The organism is Stenotrophomonas sp. TWI700 (assembly GCF_039673645.1).
GTDB lineage: Bacteria > Pseudomonadota > Gammaproteobacteria > Xanthomonadales > Xanthomonadaceae > Stenotrophomonas > Stenotrophomonas maltophilia_AA.
On sequence record NZ_JBDJMB010000019.1, the window covers coordinates 24,963 to 40,118 of the forward strand.

General features: G+C 67.6%; 15 protein-coding genes and 1 pseudogene. 5 read left to right on the forward strand and 11 right to left on the reverse strand.

Annotation, left to right across the window (positions count from 1 at the left end; all coding sequences use genetic code 11):
- Positions 1–6 precede the first annotated feature (6 nt).
- Positions 7–363 (reverse strand): DUF1304 domain-containing protein, encoded by a 357-nt coding sequence (locus ABE473_RS13650; RefSeq protein ID WP_176990606.1) that lies wholly within the window; start codon positions 361–363, stop codon positions 7–9.
- 31 nt (positions 364–394) lie between these two features.
- Positions 395–1,732, reverse strand: a complete 1,338-nt coding sequence (locus tag ABE473_RS13655; protein ID WP_346489841.1) for an MFS transporter — start codon at positions 1,730–1,732, stop codon at positions 395–397.
- Positions 1,733–1,932: 200 nt separating this feature from the next.
- Here ABE473_RS13655 and ABE473_RS13660 point away from each other — a divergent pair, with 200 nt between their 5' ends.
- From ABE473_RS13660 to ABE473_RS13670, 3 genes and pseudogenes are all read left to right on the forward strand, one after another.
- Positions 1,933–3,522 carry a choline dehydrogenase gene (locus ABE473_RS13660; protein ID WP_346489842.1) on the forward strand — a complete coding sequence of 530 codons (1,590 nt, stop codon included), beginning with the start codon at positions 1,933–1,935 and terminating at the stop codon, positions 3,520–3,522.
- 222 nt (positions 3,523–3,744) lie between these two features.
- On the forward strand, positions 3,745–5,082 hold the full coding sequence (locus tag ABE473_RS13665) for a serine hydrolase domain-containing protein (protein WP_346489843.1): 1,338 nt from the start codon (positions 3,745–3,747) through the stop codon (positions 5,080–5,082).
- 190 nt (positions 5,083–5,272) lie between these two features.
- A pseudogene (locus ABE473_RS13670) lies at positions 5,273–5,812 on the forward strand (hypothetical protein); the annotation flags it as partial.
- Positions 5,813–6,738: 926 nt separating this feature from the next.
- On the opposite strand, the gene gcvH reads toward ABE473_RS13670, so the two are convergent.
- From gcvH to nudE, 8 genes are all read right to left on the reverse strand, one after another.
- On the reverse strand, positions 6,739–7,134 hold the full coding sequence (gene gcvH / locus ABE473_RS13675; protein WP_346489844.1) for a glycine cleavage system protein GcvH: 396 nt from the start codon (positions 7,132–7,134) through the stop codon (positions 6,739–6,741).
- Positions 7,135–7,232: 98 nt separating this feature from the next.
- Positions 7,233–8,345: a glycine cleavage system aminomethyltransferase GcvT gene (gene gcvT, locus ABE473_RS13680; protein ID WP_176990612.1), complete on the reverse strand. Its 1,113-nt coding sequence runs from the start codon at positions 8,343–8,345 to the stop codon at positions 7,233–7,235.
- An 85-nt stretch (positions 8,346–8,430) separates the two neighbouring features.
- Positions 8,431–8,862 carry an NfeD family protein gene (locus ABE473_RS13685; protein ID WP_346489845.1) on the reverse strand — a complete coding sequence of 144 codons (432 nt, stop codon included), beginning with the start codon at positions 8,860–8,862 and terminating at the stop codon, positions 8,431–8,433.
- 1 nt (position 8,863) lies between these two features.
- Complete coding sequence (locus ABE473_RS13690; protein ID WP_046272684.1) at positions 8,864–9,826, reverse strand: SPFH domain-containing protein; 963 nt, start codon at positions 9,824–9,826, stop codon at positions 8,864–8,866.
- Between the two features lie 96 nt (positions 9,827–9,922).
- Positions 9,923–10,246, reverse strand: a complete 324-nt coding sequence (locus tag ABE473_RS13695) for a YnfA family protein (protein WP_346489846.1) — start codon at positions 10,244–10,246, stop codon at positions 9,923–9,925.
- The gene (gene mazG / locus ABE473_RS13700; RefSeq protein WP_346489847.1) at positions 10,243–11,055 is read right to left on the reverse strand and encodes a nucleoside triphosphate pyrophosphohydrolase; all 813 of its coding nucleotides are present in this window, start codon (positions 11,053–11,055) and stop codon (positions 10,243–10,245) included. Before mazG ends, ABE473_RS13695 begins: the two co-directional genes overlap by 4 nt.
- A 16-nt stretch (positions 11,056–11,071) precedes the next feature.
- Complete coding sequence (cysQ, locus tag ABE473_RS13705) at positions 11,072–11,875, reverse strand: 3'(2'),5'-bisphosphate nucleotidase CysQ (RefSeq protein ID WP_319209884.1); 804 nt, start codon at positions 11,873–11,875, stop codon at positions 11,072–11,074.
- Positions 11,872–12,420 carry an ADP compounds hydrolase NudE gene (gene nudE / locus ABE473_RS13710; protein WP_121039027.1) on the reverse strand — a complete coding sequence of 183 codons (549 nt, stop codon included), beginning with the start codon at positions 12,418–12,420 and terminating at the stop codon, positions 11,872–11,874. The genes cysQ and nudE overlap by 4 nt, the downstream gene beginning before the upstream one ends.
- A gap of 50 nt (positions 12,421–12,470) precedes the next feature.
- Here nudE and bioA point away from each other — a divergent pair, with 50 nt between their 5' ends.
- Together bioA and ABE473_RS13720 are read left to right on the forward strand one after the other, a co-directional pair.
- Positions 12,471–13,862 carry an adenosylmethionine--8-amino-7-oxononanoate transaminase gene (bioA, locus tag ABE473_RS13715; RefSeq protein ID WP_346489848.1) on the forward strand — a complete coding sequence of 464 codons (1,392 nt, stop codon included), beginning with the start codon at positions 12,471–12,473 and terminating at the stop codon, positions 13,860–13,862.
- On the forward strand, positions 13,853–14,587 hold the full coding sequence (locus ABE473_RS13720) for a 16S rRNA (uracil(1498)-N(3))-methyltransferase (RefSeq protein ID WP_346489849.1): 735 nt from the start codon (positions 13,853–13,855) through the stop codon (positions 14,585–14,587). The genes bioA and ABE473_RS13720 overlap by 10 nt, the downstream gene beginning before the upstream one ends.
- Positions 14,588–14,656: 69 nt before the next feature.
- On the opposite strand, the gene ABE473_RS13725 is transcribed toward ABE473_RS13720, so the two are convergent.
- The gene (locus tag ABE473_RS13725) at positions 14,657–15,130 is read right to left on the reverse strand and encodes a chemotaxis protein CheW (protein ID WP_176990619.1); all 474 of its coding nucleotides are present in this window, start codon (positions 15,128–15,130) and stop codon (positions 14,657–14,659) included.
- Between the last annotated feature and the right edge of the window lie 26 nt (positions 15,131–15,156).

A 15,156-nucleotide genomic window follows, 5' to 3' on the forward strand; every position in this document is an offset into this window, starting at 1 on the left:
CGCAGATCAGGCCGGCACCATCCACCACGCCGCCACGGCCAGGATCGCCGGCACCGCCTGGATGAAGAAGATCCGCTTGTTGACGCTGTACGCGCCATAGCAGCCGGCCACGATCACGCAGCCGAGCATGAAGTTGACCAGCATTGGCAGGTGATCGAACAGGCCCCAGAACAGGCCGGCGGCGAGGAAGCCGTTGTACAGGCCCTGGTTGGCCGCCAGCACCCGCGTCGTCTCCGCCTTCTCCGGCGTATTGCGGAAGGTCTTCAGGCCCAGCGGCTTGGTCCACAGGAACATTTCCAGGACCAGGAAGTACACGTGCAGCAGGGCGACCAGCAGGGTCAACGACAGCGCGATCCAATACATGGGCAGGCTTCCAGAACGTAATGCAGAGAGCTTACTCCGGGCGCTCGCCCGGCAGTTTCTTTTCTTCGCGCAGCACGCCGAGGGCGGCAATGGTCATGGCGCCGGCCACGACCAGGCCACCGAGGAACACGATATGCGAGCCGAACAGGGACAGCCCCTTGTGCACCCAGGCGAACGTCAGGTCGCCGCCACGGTAGACCACGGTGTCGATGGCCGCGCCGGCCTTGTAGCGCCACTGGCGGTCCACACGGGTATAGATCGTCTCGCGCGCCGGCTTGGCCAGTGAGAATTCGCTGGCGCGGGTCATCACCTGCACCATCGCCACCATCAGCGGCAACGGCGAGGCAGCCAGGATCGAGAACCCGATGATGATGGCGGCGCCTGGAATCAGCAGCGCCGGGGCGATGCCGAACCGCGACAGCAACCAGCGCGTGAAGCCGAGCTGGATGATCAGGGTCAGCGTGTTCACCGCCAGGTCCACGCGTGAGAAGAACGCCGTGCTTGCTGCGGCATCGGGATACAGGCGGCGCACGATCGAGGCCTGCTCGTTGTAGAGCATGGTGCCCACGCCCACGCCGAACAGCACCATCAGCGCCAGCCACCGCAGCATCGGCTCGCGCACGATCAACTTCAGGCCATCGAACACGCTGCCGCCCATCGGCGTTTCGCCCGACACCAGCTGCCGCTCCTGTTCGCGTGCCACCGCCCACAGCCGCAGCCGCCAGATGCAGCCCAGGCAGATCAGCAGGAAGCCGGCCGAGACCAGCATCAGGTTGGCGATGCCGACCGTCTGCACCAGCGCCGAGGTGATGATCGGGCCAAGGAAGGCCCCGATCGTCCCGGCAGCACCGAGATACCCGTAGTACGCCCGCGCCTCCACGTTGGAGAACACGTCGGCCATGAAGCTCCAGAACACCGCCACCGCGAACAGGTTGAAGACCGTGATCCAGAAGAAGAACGCCATGCCGCGCCCGGGCGTGCCGGTCTCGAACATCACGTAGAACCCGAGCAGGGTGACGATGAAGAACCCGTACACCACCGGCAGGAACACCCGGCGCGGATAGCGGCTCACCAGCGCGCCGTACAGCGGCTGCAGCACCAGCATGATGAAGAACACGCAGGTGAACAGGAACTGCAGCACGAAGTCCTTCAGGGCGATCCCATGGCCGGAGAACCACGCGATCAGGGGCAGCGGGAACACCGTCTGCAGATCGGAGGAGGCCGCCATCGCTTCGCGTACCGGGCGCAGCACGTAGTAGCCGCTGAGCAGGCAGAAGAAGTAGATCGAGGCCCAGATCAGCGGGGGCGATCGGCGCCAGGCACCCAGCATGCCACTGGCCGCCGCGCCGGTTCCGGCCGCCGCGGTCATTGCCCGCTCTCCGCAGACAAGGGGCGTTGCAACGGCAGCATGTGGGGAACTCCGGGCGTCGAAGCGCGCAAGGTAAACGATGCACCGCAACATCGCCAGCGTCCGGCGCGGCCATCGGCGCAACGCTGCGTGGCCCACGGCGCAGCCCCGGCCTGCCCCAACCTGTCTTATGCTCGCAGGGCACCCCGGCAAGGAGCGGCATGTACGACTACATCGTGATTGGGGCCGGCTCGGCCGGCTGCGTGCTGGCCAACCGGCTCAGCGAAGACCCGGCCTGCCGGGTACTGCTGCTGGAGGCCGGCCCGCGCGATGCCAACCCCTTCATCCACATGCCGGCCGGGCTGGCGCGGCTGGTCAACAACCGCCGCATCAACTGGAACCTGGAGACCGAGCCGGAGCCCGCGCTCGGCGGCCGTCGCCTGTGGTGGCCACGCGGCAAGGTGTTGGGGGGATCGAGTTCGATCAACGCGATGTGTTACGTGCGCGGCGTGCCTGACGACTACGACGGCTGGGCAGCCGGCGGCGCCACCGGCTGGGGCTGGGAGCAGGTGCTGCCATGGTTCCTGCACAGCGAGCGCAACAGTCGTGGCGCCAGCACGTTGCACGGCGATGCCGGCCCGCTGTCGGTCTCCGACCTGCGCCACCACAATCCCCTCTCGGCCGCCTTCATCGCCGCCGCACAGGAAGCCGGCCACGCGCACAATCCCGACTTCAACGGCGAACAGCAGCTCGGCGTGGGGCTGTACCAGGTCACTCAGCGCGACGGTGCACGGTGTTCGAGCGCCGATGCCTATCTGCGCCCCGCGCGCCAGCGGCGCAACCTGACCGTGCTCACCGGCGCGCAGGCGACCGCGCTGAGCTTCGAGGGCACGACGGCGACCGGTGTGCACTATCGACGCGGGGCTCGCCACCTGCATGCGCGCGCGGCAGCGGAGGTGATCCTCAGCGCCGGCGCCATCCACTCTCCGCACCTGCTGATGCTGTCCGGCATCGGCGCAGCAGACGCGCTCCGCTGCCACGGCATCACCCCGCGCGTGGACCTGCCCGGGGTTGGCCGCAACCTGCAGGACCACCTCGACATCTGCACCGTCGTGCATACCGGGCCGGGGGTCAGCTACGACCGCAGCAGCGAGCTGCGCATCGCCGTCGATTACTTCCTGCGCGGCCACCGTGGCGCCGGCACCAGCAACCTGGCCGAGGCCGGCGGCTTCGCCCGCTCGTCGCTGGCCACCGATGCGCGCGCCGACGTGCAGTTCCATTTCGTCCCGGCGATGCTCGACAACCACGGGCGCCATCGGCTGCCCGGCGATGGCTACACCCTGCATGCCTGTCCCCTGCACCCGCGCAGCCGTGGCCAGCTGCGCCTGCGCGATGCCGACGCACGCTCGCCGCCGCGCATCCAGGCCAACTACCTGGGCGATGCCGACGGCCATGACCTGAAGATGATGCGCGAATGCGCGCGCCTGTCCGCGGAGATCCTGCGCCAACCCGCCTTCGATCGCTGGCGCGGCGCGCCGGTGTTTCCCTCCGGCACCGATCTGGACGACGCCGCACTGGACGCCTTCATCCGGGCCAAGGCCGAGACCATCTACCACCCGGTGGGCACCTGCGCGATGGGCCGGCACCCCGAGGCCGTGGTCGACCCAACCCTGCGCGTGCACGGCACCGAGCGGCTGCGGGTGGTGGATGCCTCGGTGATGCCGCGCCTGGTCAGTGGCAATACCAACGCGCCGACCCTGATGATCGCCGAACGCGCCGCCCACTGGATCCGGGCGGCCGCGGCTGGCTGAACAGGGGTGCGCTGAGCCCCGTCCGACCTGCGCGACCGCAGCCTGTCGGGATCGACAAAACCCGCACGTTTTCAATGTGATACGCATTCATCTTCGATTCGTTTGTGCAATGGCGAAAAGCGGCGCTAGAATCGGTCCCAGCAGTCGCGCACGGGCACCCACACGATGAACCAGAACAACAGGCGCCGACCGATCCGTTCGGCGGCCACCGGGTTGTTGGGCATGTTGATGCCCATCGCCATGTCTTCCACCGCGCAGACGCCCGCCACGGCGCCCGCCGCGTTCCCGGTCAACATCGAGGAGTCGGCGCCCAGCGCCGCCCCGCACACCCAGCCTGCCGCATACCGCACCACGGCCGCCGGTCTGAAGGTGCAGCCGCCTGCGCAGGGCTTCAACGTCGCCGCGATCGAATCGATGGCGCAGCAGCTTACCTATGGCGAACGCGTGCCCGGCATGGCCGTGGCGATCGTCCAGGGCGGACGCGTGCTCAGCGCGCGCGGTTACGGCGTCACCGACGTCAACAACCCGCAGCAGGTCGACGCCCACACCGTGTTCCGCCTGGCCTCGCTGTCCAAGGCCTTCGCCGGCACCATGGCCGGCCTGCTGGTCAACGACGGCACGCTGCGCTGGGACAGCAAGGTCACCGACTACGTGCCCGGCTTCCAGCTGAGCACGCCCGAAGCGACCGAGCGCCTGACCGTGGCCGACCTGCTCAGCCATCGCGTCGGCCTGCCCTACAACGCCTACGACCGCGACGTCGAAGCCAACGCCGAGTACTACACGCTCACCCACAAGCTGGCAGCCACCTCGCTCAAGTGCCTGCCCGGCGACTGCTATGCGTACCAGAACGTGGCCTTCAGCCTGATCGGCGACGTGGTCTATGCCGCTTCGGGCAGCTTCTACGAGCAATCCGTCGAGCGCCGCCTGTTCAAGCCGCTGGGCATGGACGACGCCAGCCTCGGCCTGGCCGGCATCCAGGCCAGCTCGCGCTGGGCACGCCCGCACGTGCGCAGCCGCAACGGCTGGGTCGCACTGACACCCAAGCCGACCTACTATCGCCTCGCCCCGGCCGCCGGCGTCAACGCCAGCGCCAGCGACATGGCGCAGTGGCTGCTGGCCCACACCGGTCACCGCCCCGACGTGCTGCCCGCCCCGCTGCTGGCCACGCTGCACGCCAGCCTGATCAGCACCCCGGGCGAAATGCGCTCGGGCTGGCGCCGCGAACGCCTCAACTCGGCCGGCTATGCCCTCGGCTGGCGCACCTTCGATTACGCCGGCCATGAAGTGATCTTCCACGCCGGTGCCGTCCAGGGCTATCGCGGCCTGGTCGCGCTGATCCCCGAGCGCGACCTCGGCATCGCGATCATGTGGAACGGCGAAAGCAGCCTGCCCAGCGGCCTGCTGCCGACCGTGCTCGACCAGGCGATGGGCCTGCCCACCCAGCGTTGGCTGGACGTGGACACCGACTTCGGCAGCGACAACCTGATGGCCGAAGACGCCGCCCCGCAGGGCAAGCGCAAGGGCGTTTCGTCGAACCGTGCGGTCGCCTCGCCGCACTGATCCCGCCCGCGAGCTGCATTGAAAAAGGCGGCCTGACGGCCGCCTTTTTTGTGCGTTCTTCTGGCGTCGCCCATAAAAAAACTCCTTCCCCGCTGGGCTGCCAGGGAAGGAGTCTCAGGTACGGCTATCGGGAAAAACTTAGATCAGCGGTGCCGGGGTTGCCGGCAGAGCGACCGGAGCGGCCTTCTTCTTGCGAACGGCCGGCTTGCGCTTTGCGACCTTCTTCACTGCCTTCTTGGCCGACGCCTTCTTGGCCGGAGCCTTGCGGGCGGTCGCCTTCTTGGTCGCCTTCTTGGCGGTGGCCTTCTTGGCTACCTTGCGGGTGGCCTTCTTGGCGGTCTTCTTGGCAGCCTTCTTCGGAGCGGCTTTCTTGGCTACCTTGCGGGTCGCCTTCTTGGCCGTCTTCTTTACCGCCTTTTTCGCGGTCTTCTTGGCGGCTGCCTTCTTCGCAGTCTTCTTGACGGCCTTCTTCGCCGTCTTCTTCACTGCCTTCTTCGCGGTCTTCTTGGTCGCGGCCTTCTTTGCCGTCTTCTTCACGGCCTTCTTCGCCGTCTTCTTCACGGCTGCCTTGCGGGCGGTCGCCTTCTTGGCCGCCTTCTTCACCGTCTTCTTGGCAGCCGCCTTCTTGGCTACCTTCTTCACGGTCTTCTTGGCAGTCGCCTTCTTAGCGACCTTCTTGGCTGCCTTTTTGGCGGCCGGCTTTTTCTTCGCAGCTTTCTTGGTTGCCATGGGATGGCTCCTCGTCAGTGATCTATGGAGTGGAAACGCCCAGGTAAAGCAAACCCGCCGTTGCTGCGTCGCGGGGACCGCCGTCGCGTCATGCGCGTCGTGACGGATACGGAGACACCTGCCATGTGCGGCCAGGCAGATATCGGATCAGGAAGGGTCTTGCGGTTCGCTGAAGGAAGCGAAGCCATCTCCACCGTCATCGGACGCGAGGTGGATGTCCAGGTTGTGCTTCGCGACTTGATGTCGATTCTGCTCACTCTGTTCGCAGGCAAGGTCTGCTGAGGCGAAACCTAATCACGCTTTTTTTCACTGTCAACAACCCCGGCGAAAAATTTTCACACCGGCGCCTTGCCGCGACGCCCTCGCCGCTCCCTGTGATCACCCCGCAGACGCGCCACGGCATCGCCCGCGCGGGCACCGCATGCAAGCAGGCGCTGACACCGTCGAAAAGAAAAACACTTAAAAGAAGCACTTTCGTGTCGCGACATCGCAACATCCCCGTGTACTGCGACATCGCCGTGGACGCGCACCGGGTTGGACCGCACCCGCCGCGGGACTGCCCGTGCGGACCTTAAACGGACCGAAAAACTTTTCACATCGGCCCGCGCTTTTTTCGACCCGATTCGCGTAACTGCGCAAACTTTTGACCGTCCGGCACCGACGCGTTCGTGCCTGCCATCGGCACTCGAACGTCGCCGACGCGTCCACATCGATCCCGCGTCGGCATGCCGTCGGTCGTCGACGCGGGTCAGATCACCGGCGCGCATCGACACCAGACCGATCGTCATGAGGCGGTCGGTTCGCGCGCAATGCAGGTCCGCAACACGCACGACCCTCACGCACTACTAACGGCATCGACACGCACCCGGCGCGCGGGCAAAAAAAAACGGCCGCACCAGGCGGCCGTTCTTCTCACCGGAAACGCGATCAGTGATCTTCGTTTTCCAGCAGCTCGGCGTAGTCGTCCGGACCCAGCAGTTCGTTGACTTCGTCCAGGCCGGCCACTTCGACGACATAGATCCAGCCGTCGCCGTAGGCGTCTTCGTTGATGGTTTCCGGCTTGTCGCTCAGGGCCGCATTGACCTCGACGACCGTGCCGGTGATCGGGCTGTACACGTCCGAAGCCGCCTTGACCGACTCGACCACCGCCGCCTGTTCGCCGGCCTTGACCTCCTGGCCAACCTCCGGCGGTTCAACGTAGACCAGGTCGCCAAGCAGGCCCTGGGCGTGGTCGGAAATACCGACGGTGACGCGGCCGTTGCCTTCAACGCGTGCCCACTCGTGGGACTTGAGGAATTTGAGGTCGCCGGGGATCTCGCTCATGGGACTGCTCCGAGGAATATCAGGGGGGGTCAAGAAACGGGGGTAGTGTAACCAACCGGCGCGGATGCGCATGCGTCCGCACCGGGTACATCACGGCATCAGCCGTCGATCAACACGCCGGGCTGGGCCTGGCCTTCGCGCACGAACGGGAACTTCACCACGCGCACCGGGACCTGCTTGCCGCGGATGTCGACGCGGACGTCGCCCAGGTCGCCGCCCGGCACGCGCGCGAACGCGATGCCCTTGCCCAGCGTCGGCGAGAAGGTGCCGGACAGGATCTCGCCTTCGCCGCTGGCGGTCAGCACGACCTGGCCGTGGCGCAGCACGCCCTTTTCGTCCATCACCAGGCCGATCAGCTGACGGGCGTTGCCGGCCGCCTTCTGCGCCTCGAGCACGTCGCGCCCGATGAAGTCACGGCCTTCGTCCAGTGCCACGGTCCAGGCCAGGCCGGCTTCGTACGGGGTGATCTCTTCGTCCATGTCCTGGCCATAGAGATTCATGCCCGCTTCCAGGCGCAGCGTATCGCGCGCGCCCAGGCCGGCCGGGCGCACGCCGGCGGCGGTCAGCGCCGTCCAGAACGCGACCACGGCGGTCTGCGGCAGCAGGATTTCGAAACCGTCCTCACCGGTGTAGCCGGTACGCGCCAGGAACAGCGGGGTGCCGTCGGCGGCGGTGGTTTCCAGCGCGGCAAACCGGCCGAGCTTTTCCAGCGCGGCGCGATCGCTCTCGCCCAGCAGGCCGATCACCCGCTCGCGTGCCGTCGGGCCCTGCACCGCGATGATGGCCAGGTCTTCGCGCTCGATGACCTCCACGTTGAAGGCGGCCGCCTGCTCACGGATCCAGGCCAGGTCCTTTTCGCGGGTCGAGGCGTTGACCACCATGCGGAAGAAATCGTCGGCCATGTAATAGACGATCAGGTCGTCGATCACGCCGCCGCGGGCATTGAGCATGCACGAGTACAGCGCCTTGCCGGTCGCCTTCAGCTTGTCCACCGAGTTGGCCAGCAGGGTGCGCAGGAACGGCTTGACCTGATCACCGCGCAGGTCCACCACGGTCATGTGGCTGACGTCGAACATGCCGGCATCGCTGCGCACCAGGTGGTGCTCGTCCAGCTGCGAACCGTAATGAATCGGCATGTCCCAGCCACCGAAATCGACCATCTTGGCGCCGAGTGCGCGGTGGGTATCGTTGAGAAGCGTCTTCTGGGTCATGACCGGTTCCGGGGGAATGAAGGCAAGAAAGCATTATCCCAGAACCGCCTTCACAACGCCTGCGGCGGTGCGGGAAAACCGCGGATCAGGCCTGCTGCACCTTCAGCGTCATGCCCTCCACCGCCACGACCCGCACCGGGCTGCCGGCCGGCAGATCCGGCCCGGACACCACCCAGAACGCATCGTCGATCTTGGCCCGGCCCTTGCCGGCCACGATGCCCTGCTCGAGCACGACCACCCGTCCGATCAGCTGCTCGGCGCGCCGGTTCAACAGTGGCTGGTCGCTCTGGCGATCATGCGATCGCCCCCAGCGCCGGTAGCACTGGATCGAGACCACGCTGAGCACCACGAAGGCGACCACCTGCCACAGCAGCGGGATGTCGGCGAACACCGCGACCAGCACGAACACCGCCGCCGCGCCGATCCCGATCCACAACATGAAGGCGCCGGGCGCGAGCGCCTCGGCGGCGAACAGCACCAGTGCCAGCGCGCCCCAGGCCACGACTTCCCAGCGCATGTCAGCCTCCGATCCGCGGCGGGACGCCGCGCGTGGCTTTCTTTTCTTCCTGCTTGGCGAACGCCTCGCGTGCCAGTTCGGCAACACCGGCGATCGAGCCGATCACGCCGCTGGCCTCCATCGGCATCAGCACCAGCTTCTGGTTCGGCGAGGTCGCCAGTTCCTTGAATGCTTCCACATACTTCTGCGCGATGAAGTAATTGATCGCCTGCACGTCGCCCTGGGCGATCGCCTCGGAGACCATCGTGGTCGCCTTGGCTTCCGCCTCGGCCAGGCGCTCGCGCGCTTCGGCATCGCGGAAGGCGGCTTCCTTGCGGCCCTCGGCCTCCAGCACGGTGGCCTGCTTTTCGCCCTCGGCGCGCAGGATCTCGGACTGGCGCGAGCCTTCGGCTTCCAGGATCTGCGCGCGCTTCTCGCGCTCGGCCTTCATCTGCCGCGCCATCGCGTCGAGCAGGTCGCGCGGCGGCTGGATGTCGCGGATCTCGATGCGGTTGACCTTCACGCCCCACGGGTTGGTGGCATGGTCGACGACGCTCAGCAGCTGGGCGTTGATCACCTCGCGCTGGCTGAGCGATTCATCCAGGTCCATCGAGCCGATCACGGTGCGGATGTTGGTCTGCACCAGGGCGATCATCGCCACTTCCAGGTTGGCGACCTCGTAGGCGGCCTTGGCGGCATCGAGCACCTGGAAGAACACCACGCCGTCCACGCGCACCGCAGCGTTGTCCTTGGTGATCACTTCCTGGCTGGGCACGTCCAGCACCTGCTCCATCATGTTCACCTTGCGGCCCACCCCGTACACGATCGGGATCAGAAAATGCAGGCCGGGCGACATGGTGTGGGTGTAGCGGCCGAAGCGCTCCACGGTCCATTCGTAGCCCTGCGGCACCATGCGCACGGCCTTGAACAGGATGACGACAGCCACGAAGGCCAGTACCAGCGAGAACAGCATGGTCGGAAACATCAGGTCACTCCCTTTCCCCGGAATCGTAGGTCCGAGTATAGCCACGCCGTCTTCACGCGGCCGTAGGGGCTTTCTGCGGACCGGTGTCGATCCGGATCAGGCGGTGCGCGGGGCGAACATGATGACCAGCATGCCGGCCAGGCACAGGCCGACGCCGAGCAGGTCCCACCGGCTGGGGCGGATGCCGTCGACCAGCCACAGCCACAGCAGCGCGGTGCCGATGTAGACCCCGCCATATGCGGCATACACCCGCCCGCTGGCGGTCGGGTGCAGGGTCAGCAGCCAGGCGAACACCGCCAGGCTGGCGGCGGCCGGCAGCAGCAGCCACGCGCTGCCGTCCCTGCGCAGCCACAGCCACGGCAGGTAGCAGCCGACGATCTCGGCCACTGCGGTCAGGACGAACAGCAGCAGCGTCTTCACGGCTTGAGCTCGTCCGCCTTGGCCTGCTGCCAGAGCGCTTCCTGCGCGTCCAGGTCGAGCGCGGCCATCGACCGCCCCGCGGCCTCGGCCTGCGCTTCCATCGCCCGGAAGCGGCGTTCGAACTTGTGGTTGGCCAGGCGCAGGGCGGCGCCCACGTCCACCTTGGCGTGACGGGCCAGATTGGCGCAGACGAACAGCAGGTCTCCGAGCTCTTCCTGCAGGCGCGCGTGATTCTCCTCGACCGGGCCGCGCGCGAATTCCGCGGCAACCTCGTCCAGCTCCTCGCGCACCTTGTCCATCACCGGCGCCGGGCCCGGCCAGTCGAAACCGACCCGTGCCGCGCGCGCCTGCAGCTTCACCGCCCGCTGCCATTCCGGCAGGCCGCGCGAGATGCCGGCCAGCGCGGAGGTGTCGGTGTGGCCCTTGGCGGCACGCTCGGCGCGCTTGATCGCCTCCCAGTTGCTGTTGACGTCCTCGGCGCCCTCGACCTGGACCTGGGCGAACACGTGCGGATGTCGGCGCTCCATCTTGTCGCTGATCGCGCGGGCGACGTCGGCGAACGCGAAGGCACCCTGCTCCTGCGCCATCTGCGCATGGAAGACCACCTGCAGCAGCAGGTCGCCGAGTTCGTCCTTGAGATCGTCCAGGTCGCCGCGGTCGATCGCATCGGCGACCTCGTAGGCTTCCTCGATCGTGTAGGGCGCGATGCTGGCGAAGTCCTGCTGCAGGTCCCAGGGGCAGCCCTGCAACGGATCGCGCAGGCGCGCCATGATGCCCAGCAGGCGGTCCAGTTCAGGGGTGGCAGGCATCGTTGCTCCAGTCAGGTCAGGCGGGCAGCCACGCGCGCCACGGCAGGCGGGTATCGCCCAGCGCGATGAAATCGCCGTTCAACAGGGTTTCGCGGCGGTTGTAGCGGAACGGCTTGCCGGTCTCGGCCGAGAGCACCGCGCCACCGGCCGCGTGCAGCACGCATTGACCGGCGGCGGTGTCCCATTCGGAGGTCGGGCCCAGCCGCGGGTAGACGTCCAGCGTGCCTTCGGCCAAGCGGCAGAACTTCAGCGAGGAGCCCTGGGCGAGCACCTCGATATCGCCCATGCGGTCCAGCAGGGCCTGCGTCTGCGCGCTGCGATGCGAGCGGCTGGCCGCCACCCGCAGCGGTGCCGAAGCCGGCGTGCGGGTGCGCAGCACCGAATCGCGCATGCCATCGCGGCGGTAGGCGAGCTCGCCGCGCATGGCGTGCCAGACCTGGCCGGTGGCCGGGGCCAGCACCACGCCGAACGCGGGCGCGCCCTGGTAGATCAGCGCGATGTTGACGCTGAACTCGTCATTGCGTTTGACGAACTCACGGGTGCCATCCAGCGGATCGACCAGCCAGTAGGCGCCCCAGTGCTGGCGGATCTCCCATGGCACCTGCGCCGATTCCTCGGAGAGGATCGGCAGCTCCGGGGTCAGCTGCGCCAGCCCGCGCTCGATCACCTGGTTGGCGCCAAGGTCGGCGGCGGTGACCGGGCTGTGGTCGGATTTGATCTCCACATCGAACGGCGTGGCGTACACCGCCATGATGGCGGCCGCTGCGTCCTGGGCGATGGCGATGACGGTTTCGCGCAGATCCGTCGTGAGTTTGATCATTCCTTCCGTCCCAGCCACTCGCGGGCGATGAACAGCGCCGCCAGTGATCGGCCTTCGGAGAAATCCTCGCGCAGCATCAGCTGGTCCAGATCGGCCAGCTTCCACGGCACGACCTCCAACTCCTCCGGCTCGTCGCCGACCAGGCGCTCGGGGTACAGATCGCGCGCCACCACCAGCCACGACTGGTGACTCATGTAGGTCGGGGCCAGGGTCATCGCGCGCAGCACGTCGACCCGCCGGGCACCGTAACCGGCCTCTTCCTTCAATTCGCGGTCGGCGGCCTGTTCGGGCGTTTCGCCGGCGTCGATGCGGCCTTTCACCAGGCCCAGCTCGTAACGGTGCATGCCGGCGGCGTATTCACGCACCAGCAGCACGGTCTCGTCATCGAGCATCGGCACCACCACCACGGCGCCGTGGCCGCGGGTCACCAGCCGCTCGAAGCGGCGGCGTTCGCCATTGGAAAACTCCAGATCCAGATGCTGGCGCTGGAACGGCCCGCTTTCCTCGTCCGTGATCTGGTGGATGATGGGCAGGCGACGGCTCATGCGAGCATCTCTAGAATGGGTACTGGTGAAAACGTGTTCATGAGCCCGAAATGCTAGCAGACCCAGCCCCCCTCACGCTGGCCGATCAGTGGCGGCAACGCGATCTGGCCGTGCTGTGGCACCCGTGCACGCAGATGCGCGAGCACCCCGACACCCTGCCCCTGCTGCCGATCGCCCGCGGCGAAGGCCCGTGGCTGATCGACCACGATGGCCATCGCTATCTGGATGCAGTGAGCAGTTGGTGGACCAATCTGTTCGGCCATGCGCAACCGCGCATCGGTGCGGCCATCGCCGAGCAGGCCACCCGGCTGGAACAGGTGATGCTGGCCGGCTTCAGCCACGAGCCGGCGGTACGGCTGGCCGAGCGCCTGCTGGCCATTGCCCCGCGCCAGGCCGGGCGCGATCCGCTGGCCAAGGTCTTCTATGCCGACAACGGCTCGGCCGGGGTCGAGGTGGCGCTGAAGATGGCGTTCCACTACTTCCGCAACCGCGGCGAGAACCACCGCACCCGCTTCGTCGCGCTGGAGAACGGCTACCACGGCGAAACCCTGGGCGCGCTGTCGGTCGGTGACATCCCGCTGTACCGACGCGTGTATGCGCCGTTGCTGACCGAGGCGCTGTTCGCCCCCACGCCCGATGCCTACCTGGCCGAGCCGGGCCAGAGCGCCGCGCAGCGCGCGCACCAGGCCGCCGATGCGCTGGCCACGCTGTTCGACCAGCACCCGGGCGAGATCTGCGCGGTGATCCTGGAGCCGCGCCTGCAGTGCGCCGGTGGCATGCGCATGTACGACCCGGTCTATCTGCAGCGTGCGCGCGCGCTGTGCGATGCCAACGGTGCGTTCCTGATCGCCGATGAGATCGCCACCGGTTTCGGCCGCACCGGCACGATGTTCGCCTGTGAGCAGGCCGGGGTGATGCCGGACCTGCTGTGCCTGTCCAAGGGCCTGACCGGCGGGTTCCTGCCGCTGTCGGCGGTGCTGGCCACGCAGGCCCTGTATGACGCCTTCCTCGATGATTCGCGCGAGCGCGCTTTCCTGCATTCGCACAGCTACACCGGCAATCCCCTGGCCTGTGCCGCCGCGCTGGCGACCCTGGACATCTTCGCCGGGGAGGACGTGATCGCGCGCAATCGCAGCACCGCCGAGGTGATGCGTACCTTGGCCGCACCGTTCGCCGACCACGCGCACGTCGCCGATGTGCGCCAGGCCGGGATGGTGGTGGCCTTCGAACTGACCCGCAATGGCGACAAGCGCACGCCGTTCCCGGCCGAGGCCCGGGTCGGGCTGCACGCCTACAAGGCCGCGCTCAAGCGCGGCGTGGTGCTGCGCCCACTGGGCAATGTGCTGTATTGGATGCCGCCGTACTGCGTCGAGGATGAACACTTGGATCTGCTTGCCCTGACCACCCTGGCCGCCATCGACGAGGCCGTCGCATGCGCGTGACCCGCAGCCATATCGATCATCCGCTGGCGGTCGGCCAGACCCTGGCGCTGCCCGAGGACGCCGCCAACCATCTGGTCCGCGTGATGCGCCTGCGCGAAGGCGACGGCTGCGTGCTGTTCAACGGCGATGGGCAGGACTACAGCGCCACCCTGGTCACCGTGGGCAAGCGCGATGCGCAGGTGCGGATCGAGAGCGCCACCGCGCTGGACAACGAATCGCCGCTGCACATCACCCTGCTGCAGGGCATCGCCCGCGGCGAGAAGATGGACCTGATCCTGCAGAAGGCCACGGAGCTGGGCGTGCAGGCCTTCGTGCCGGTCAATGCCGAGCGCACCGAAGTGAAGCTGGATGCGGCCCGCGCCGAGAAGCGCCTGGCGCACTGGCACAGCGTGGTGGTCTCGGCCTGCGGTCAGTCCGGCCGCGCCCGCGTGCCCAGCGTGGCCGCGCCCCAATCGCTCCAGGACGCCGCCAATGGGGTCGCGGCCGAGGCATTGAAGTTGACCCTGGACCCGCAGGGCGAGCACCGCTTGTCCGCCCTGTCAGCGGCACCGGGCGGCGTGGTGATCGCGATCGGCCCGGAAGGCGGCTGGTCGCCGCGTGACCGCCAGGCGCTGGCCGCAGCGGGCTTCCAGGGCCTGCAGCTGGGCCCGCGCGTGCTGCGCACCGAGACCGCGGGTCTGGCCGCCATCGCCGCCGTGCAGGCGCGATTGGGCGATCTGGGCTGAAGCAGAAACAGCAGAAACGGGGACGGAGGTAGTTAATCGTGCCGATTAACTACCTCCGTCCCTGTTTTTTCACCCCGCGACGGGGAAGGCTTCGTCGAGCGCCGCTTCCAGCGCATCCAGATCGGGCAGCAGCGCGCTCTGCTCACCCAGCAGCACGCGCATGTGCACGCCCTGCGGCAGGGTGTCCTCGGAGGCGTCGGCCAGCAGGCCGTCGCGCGGAACCGCGATCAGCTGCGGGAAGGTCTGGGTCAGCAGGGCGAAGTACGGCCGGCGGGGATTGCCCCCCAGCGCCTTGAGCACCACCACCTTGTTGTTGGCCACCACCGGCTCGTCGCCCTGCCCGGACAACCGGGCAAACGACAGCAGCGGGACGTCCCAGCCGTGCCAGGCGATCTGCCCGACCAGCCAGGCCGGTGCATCGGGGACGGTTTCGACCGGCACCTTGGACATCATTTCGGCGACGGTGGCGTTGGGCAGCAGCACGCGTTCGTGCCCGGCCTGGATCAGGACACCGCGGATTTCGTCGTTGCTGGCGTAACTCATGGAGATTCCTTCAAGGGTCCGCGGCG

Excerpts from the sequence above, each read along its gene's own strand:
- ABE473_RS13650 (WP_176990606.1), bottom strand. The coding sequence starts at position 363 with ATGTATTGGATCGCGCTGTCGTTGACCCTGCTGGTCGCCCTGCTGCAC.
- ABE473_RS13655 (WP_346489841.1), bottom strand. The coding sequence starts at position 1,732 with ATGACCGCGGCGGCCGGAACCGGCGCGGCGGCCAGTGGCATGCTGGGT.
- ABE473_RS13660 (WP_346489842.1), top strand. The coding sequence starts at position 1,933 with ATGTACGACTACATCGTGATTGGGGCCGGCTCGGCCGGCTGCGTGCTG.
- ABE473_RS13665 (WP_346489843.1), top strand. The coding sequence starts at position 3,745 with ATGTTGATGCCCATCGCCATGTCTTCCACCGCGCAGACGCCCGCCACG.
- gcvH (WP_346489844.1), bottom strand. The coding sequence starts at position 7,134 with ATGAGCGAGATCCCCGGCGACCTCAAATTCCTCAAGTCCCACGAGTGG.
- gcvT (WP_176990612.1), bottom strand. The coding sequence starts at position 8,345 with ATGACCCAGAAGACGCTTCTCAACGATACCCACCGCGCACTCGGCGCC.
- ABE473_RS13685 (WP_346489845.1), bottom strand. The coding sequence starts at position 8,862 with ATGCGCTGGGAAGTCGTGGCCTGGGGCGCGCTGGCACTGGTGCTGTTC.
- ABE473_RS13690 (WP_046272684.1), bottom strand. The coding sequence starts at position 9,826 with ATGTTTCCGACCATGCTGTTCTCGCTGGTACTGGCCTTCGTGGCTGTC.
- mazG (WP_346489847.1), bottom strand. The coding sequence starts at position 11,055 with ATGCCTGCCACCCCTGAACTGGACCGCCTGCTGGGCATCATGGCGCGC.
- cysQ (WP_319209884.1), bottom strand. The coding sequence starts at position 11,875 with ATGATCAAACTCACGACGGATCTGCGCGAAACCGTCATCGCCATCGCC.
- nudE (WP_121039027.1), bottom strand. The coding sequence starts at position 12,420 with ATGAGCCGTCGCCTGCCCATCATCCACCAGATCACGGACGAGGAAAGC.
- bioA (WP_346489848.1), top strand. The coding sequence starts at position 12,471 with ATGCTAGCAGACCCAGCCCCCCTCACGCTGGCCGATCAGTGGCGGCAA.
- ABE473_RS13720 (WP_346489849.1), top strand. The coding sequence starts at position 13,853 with ATGCGCGTGACCCGCAGCCATATCGATCATCCGCTGGCGGTCGGCCAG.
- ABE473_RS13725 (WP_176990619.1), bottom strand. The coding sequence starts at position 15,130 with ATGAGTTACGCCAGCAACGACGAAATCCGCGGTGTCCTGATCCAGGCC.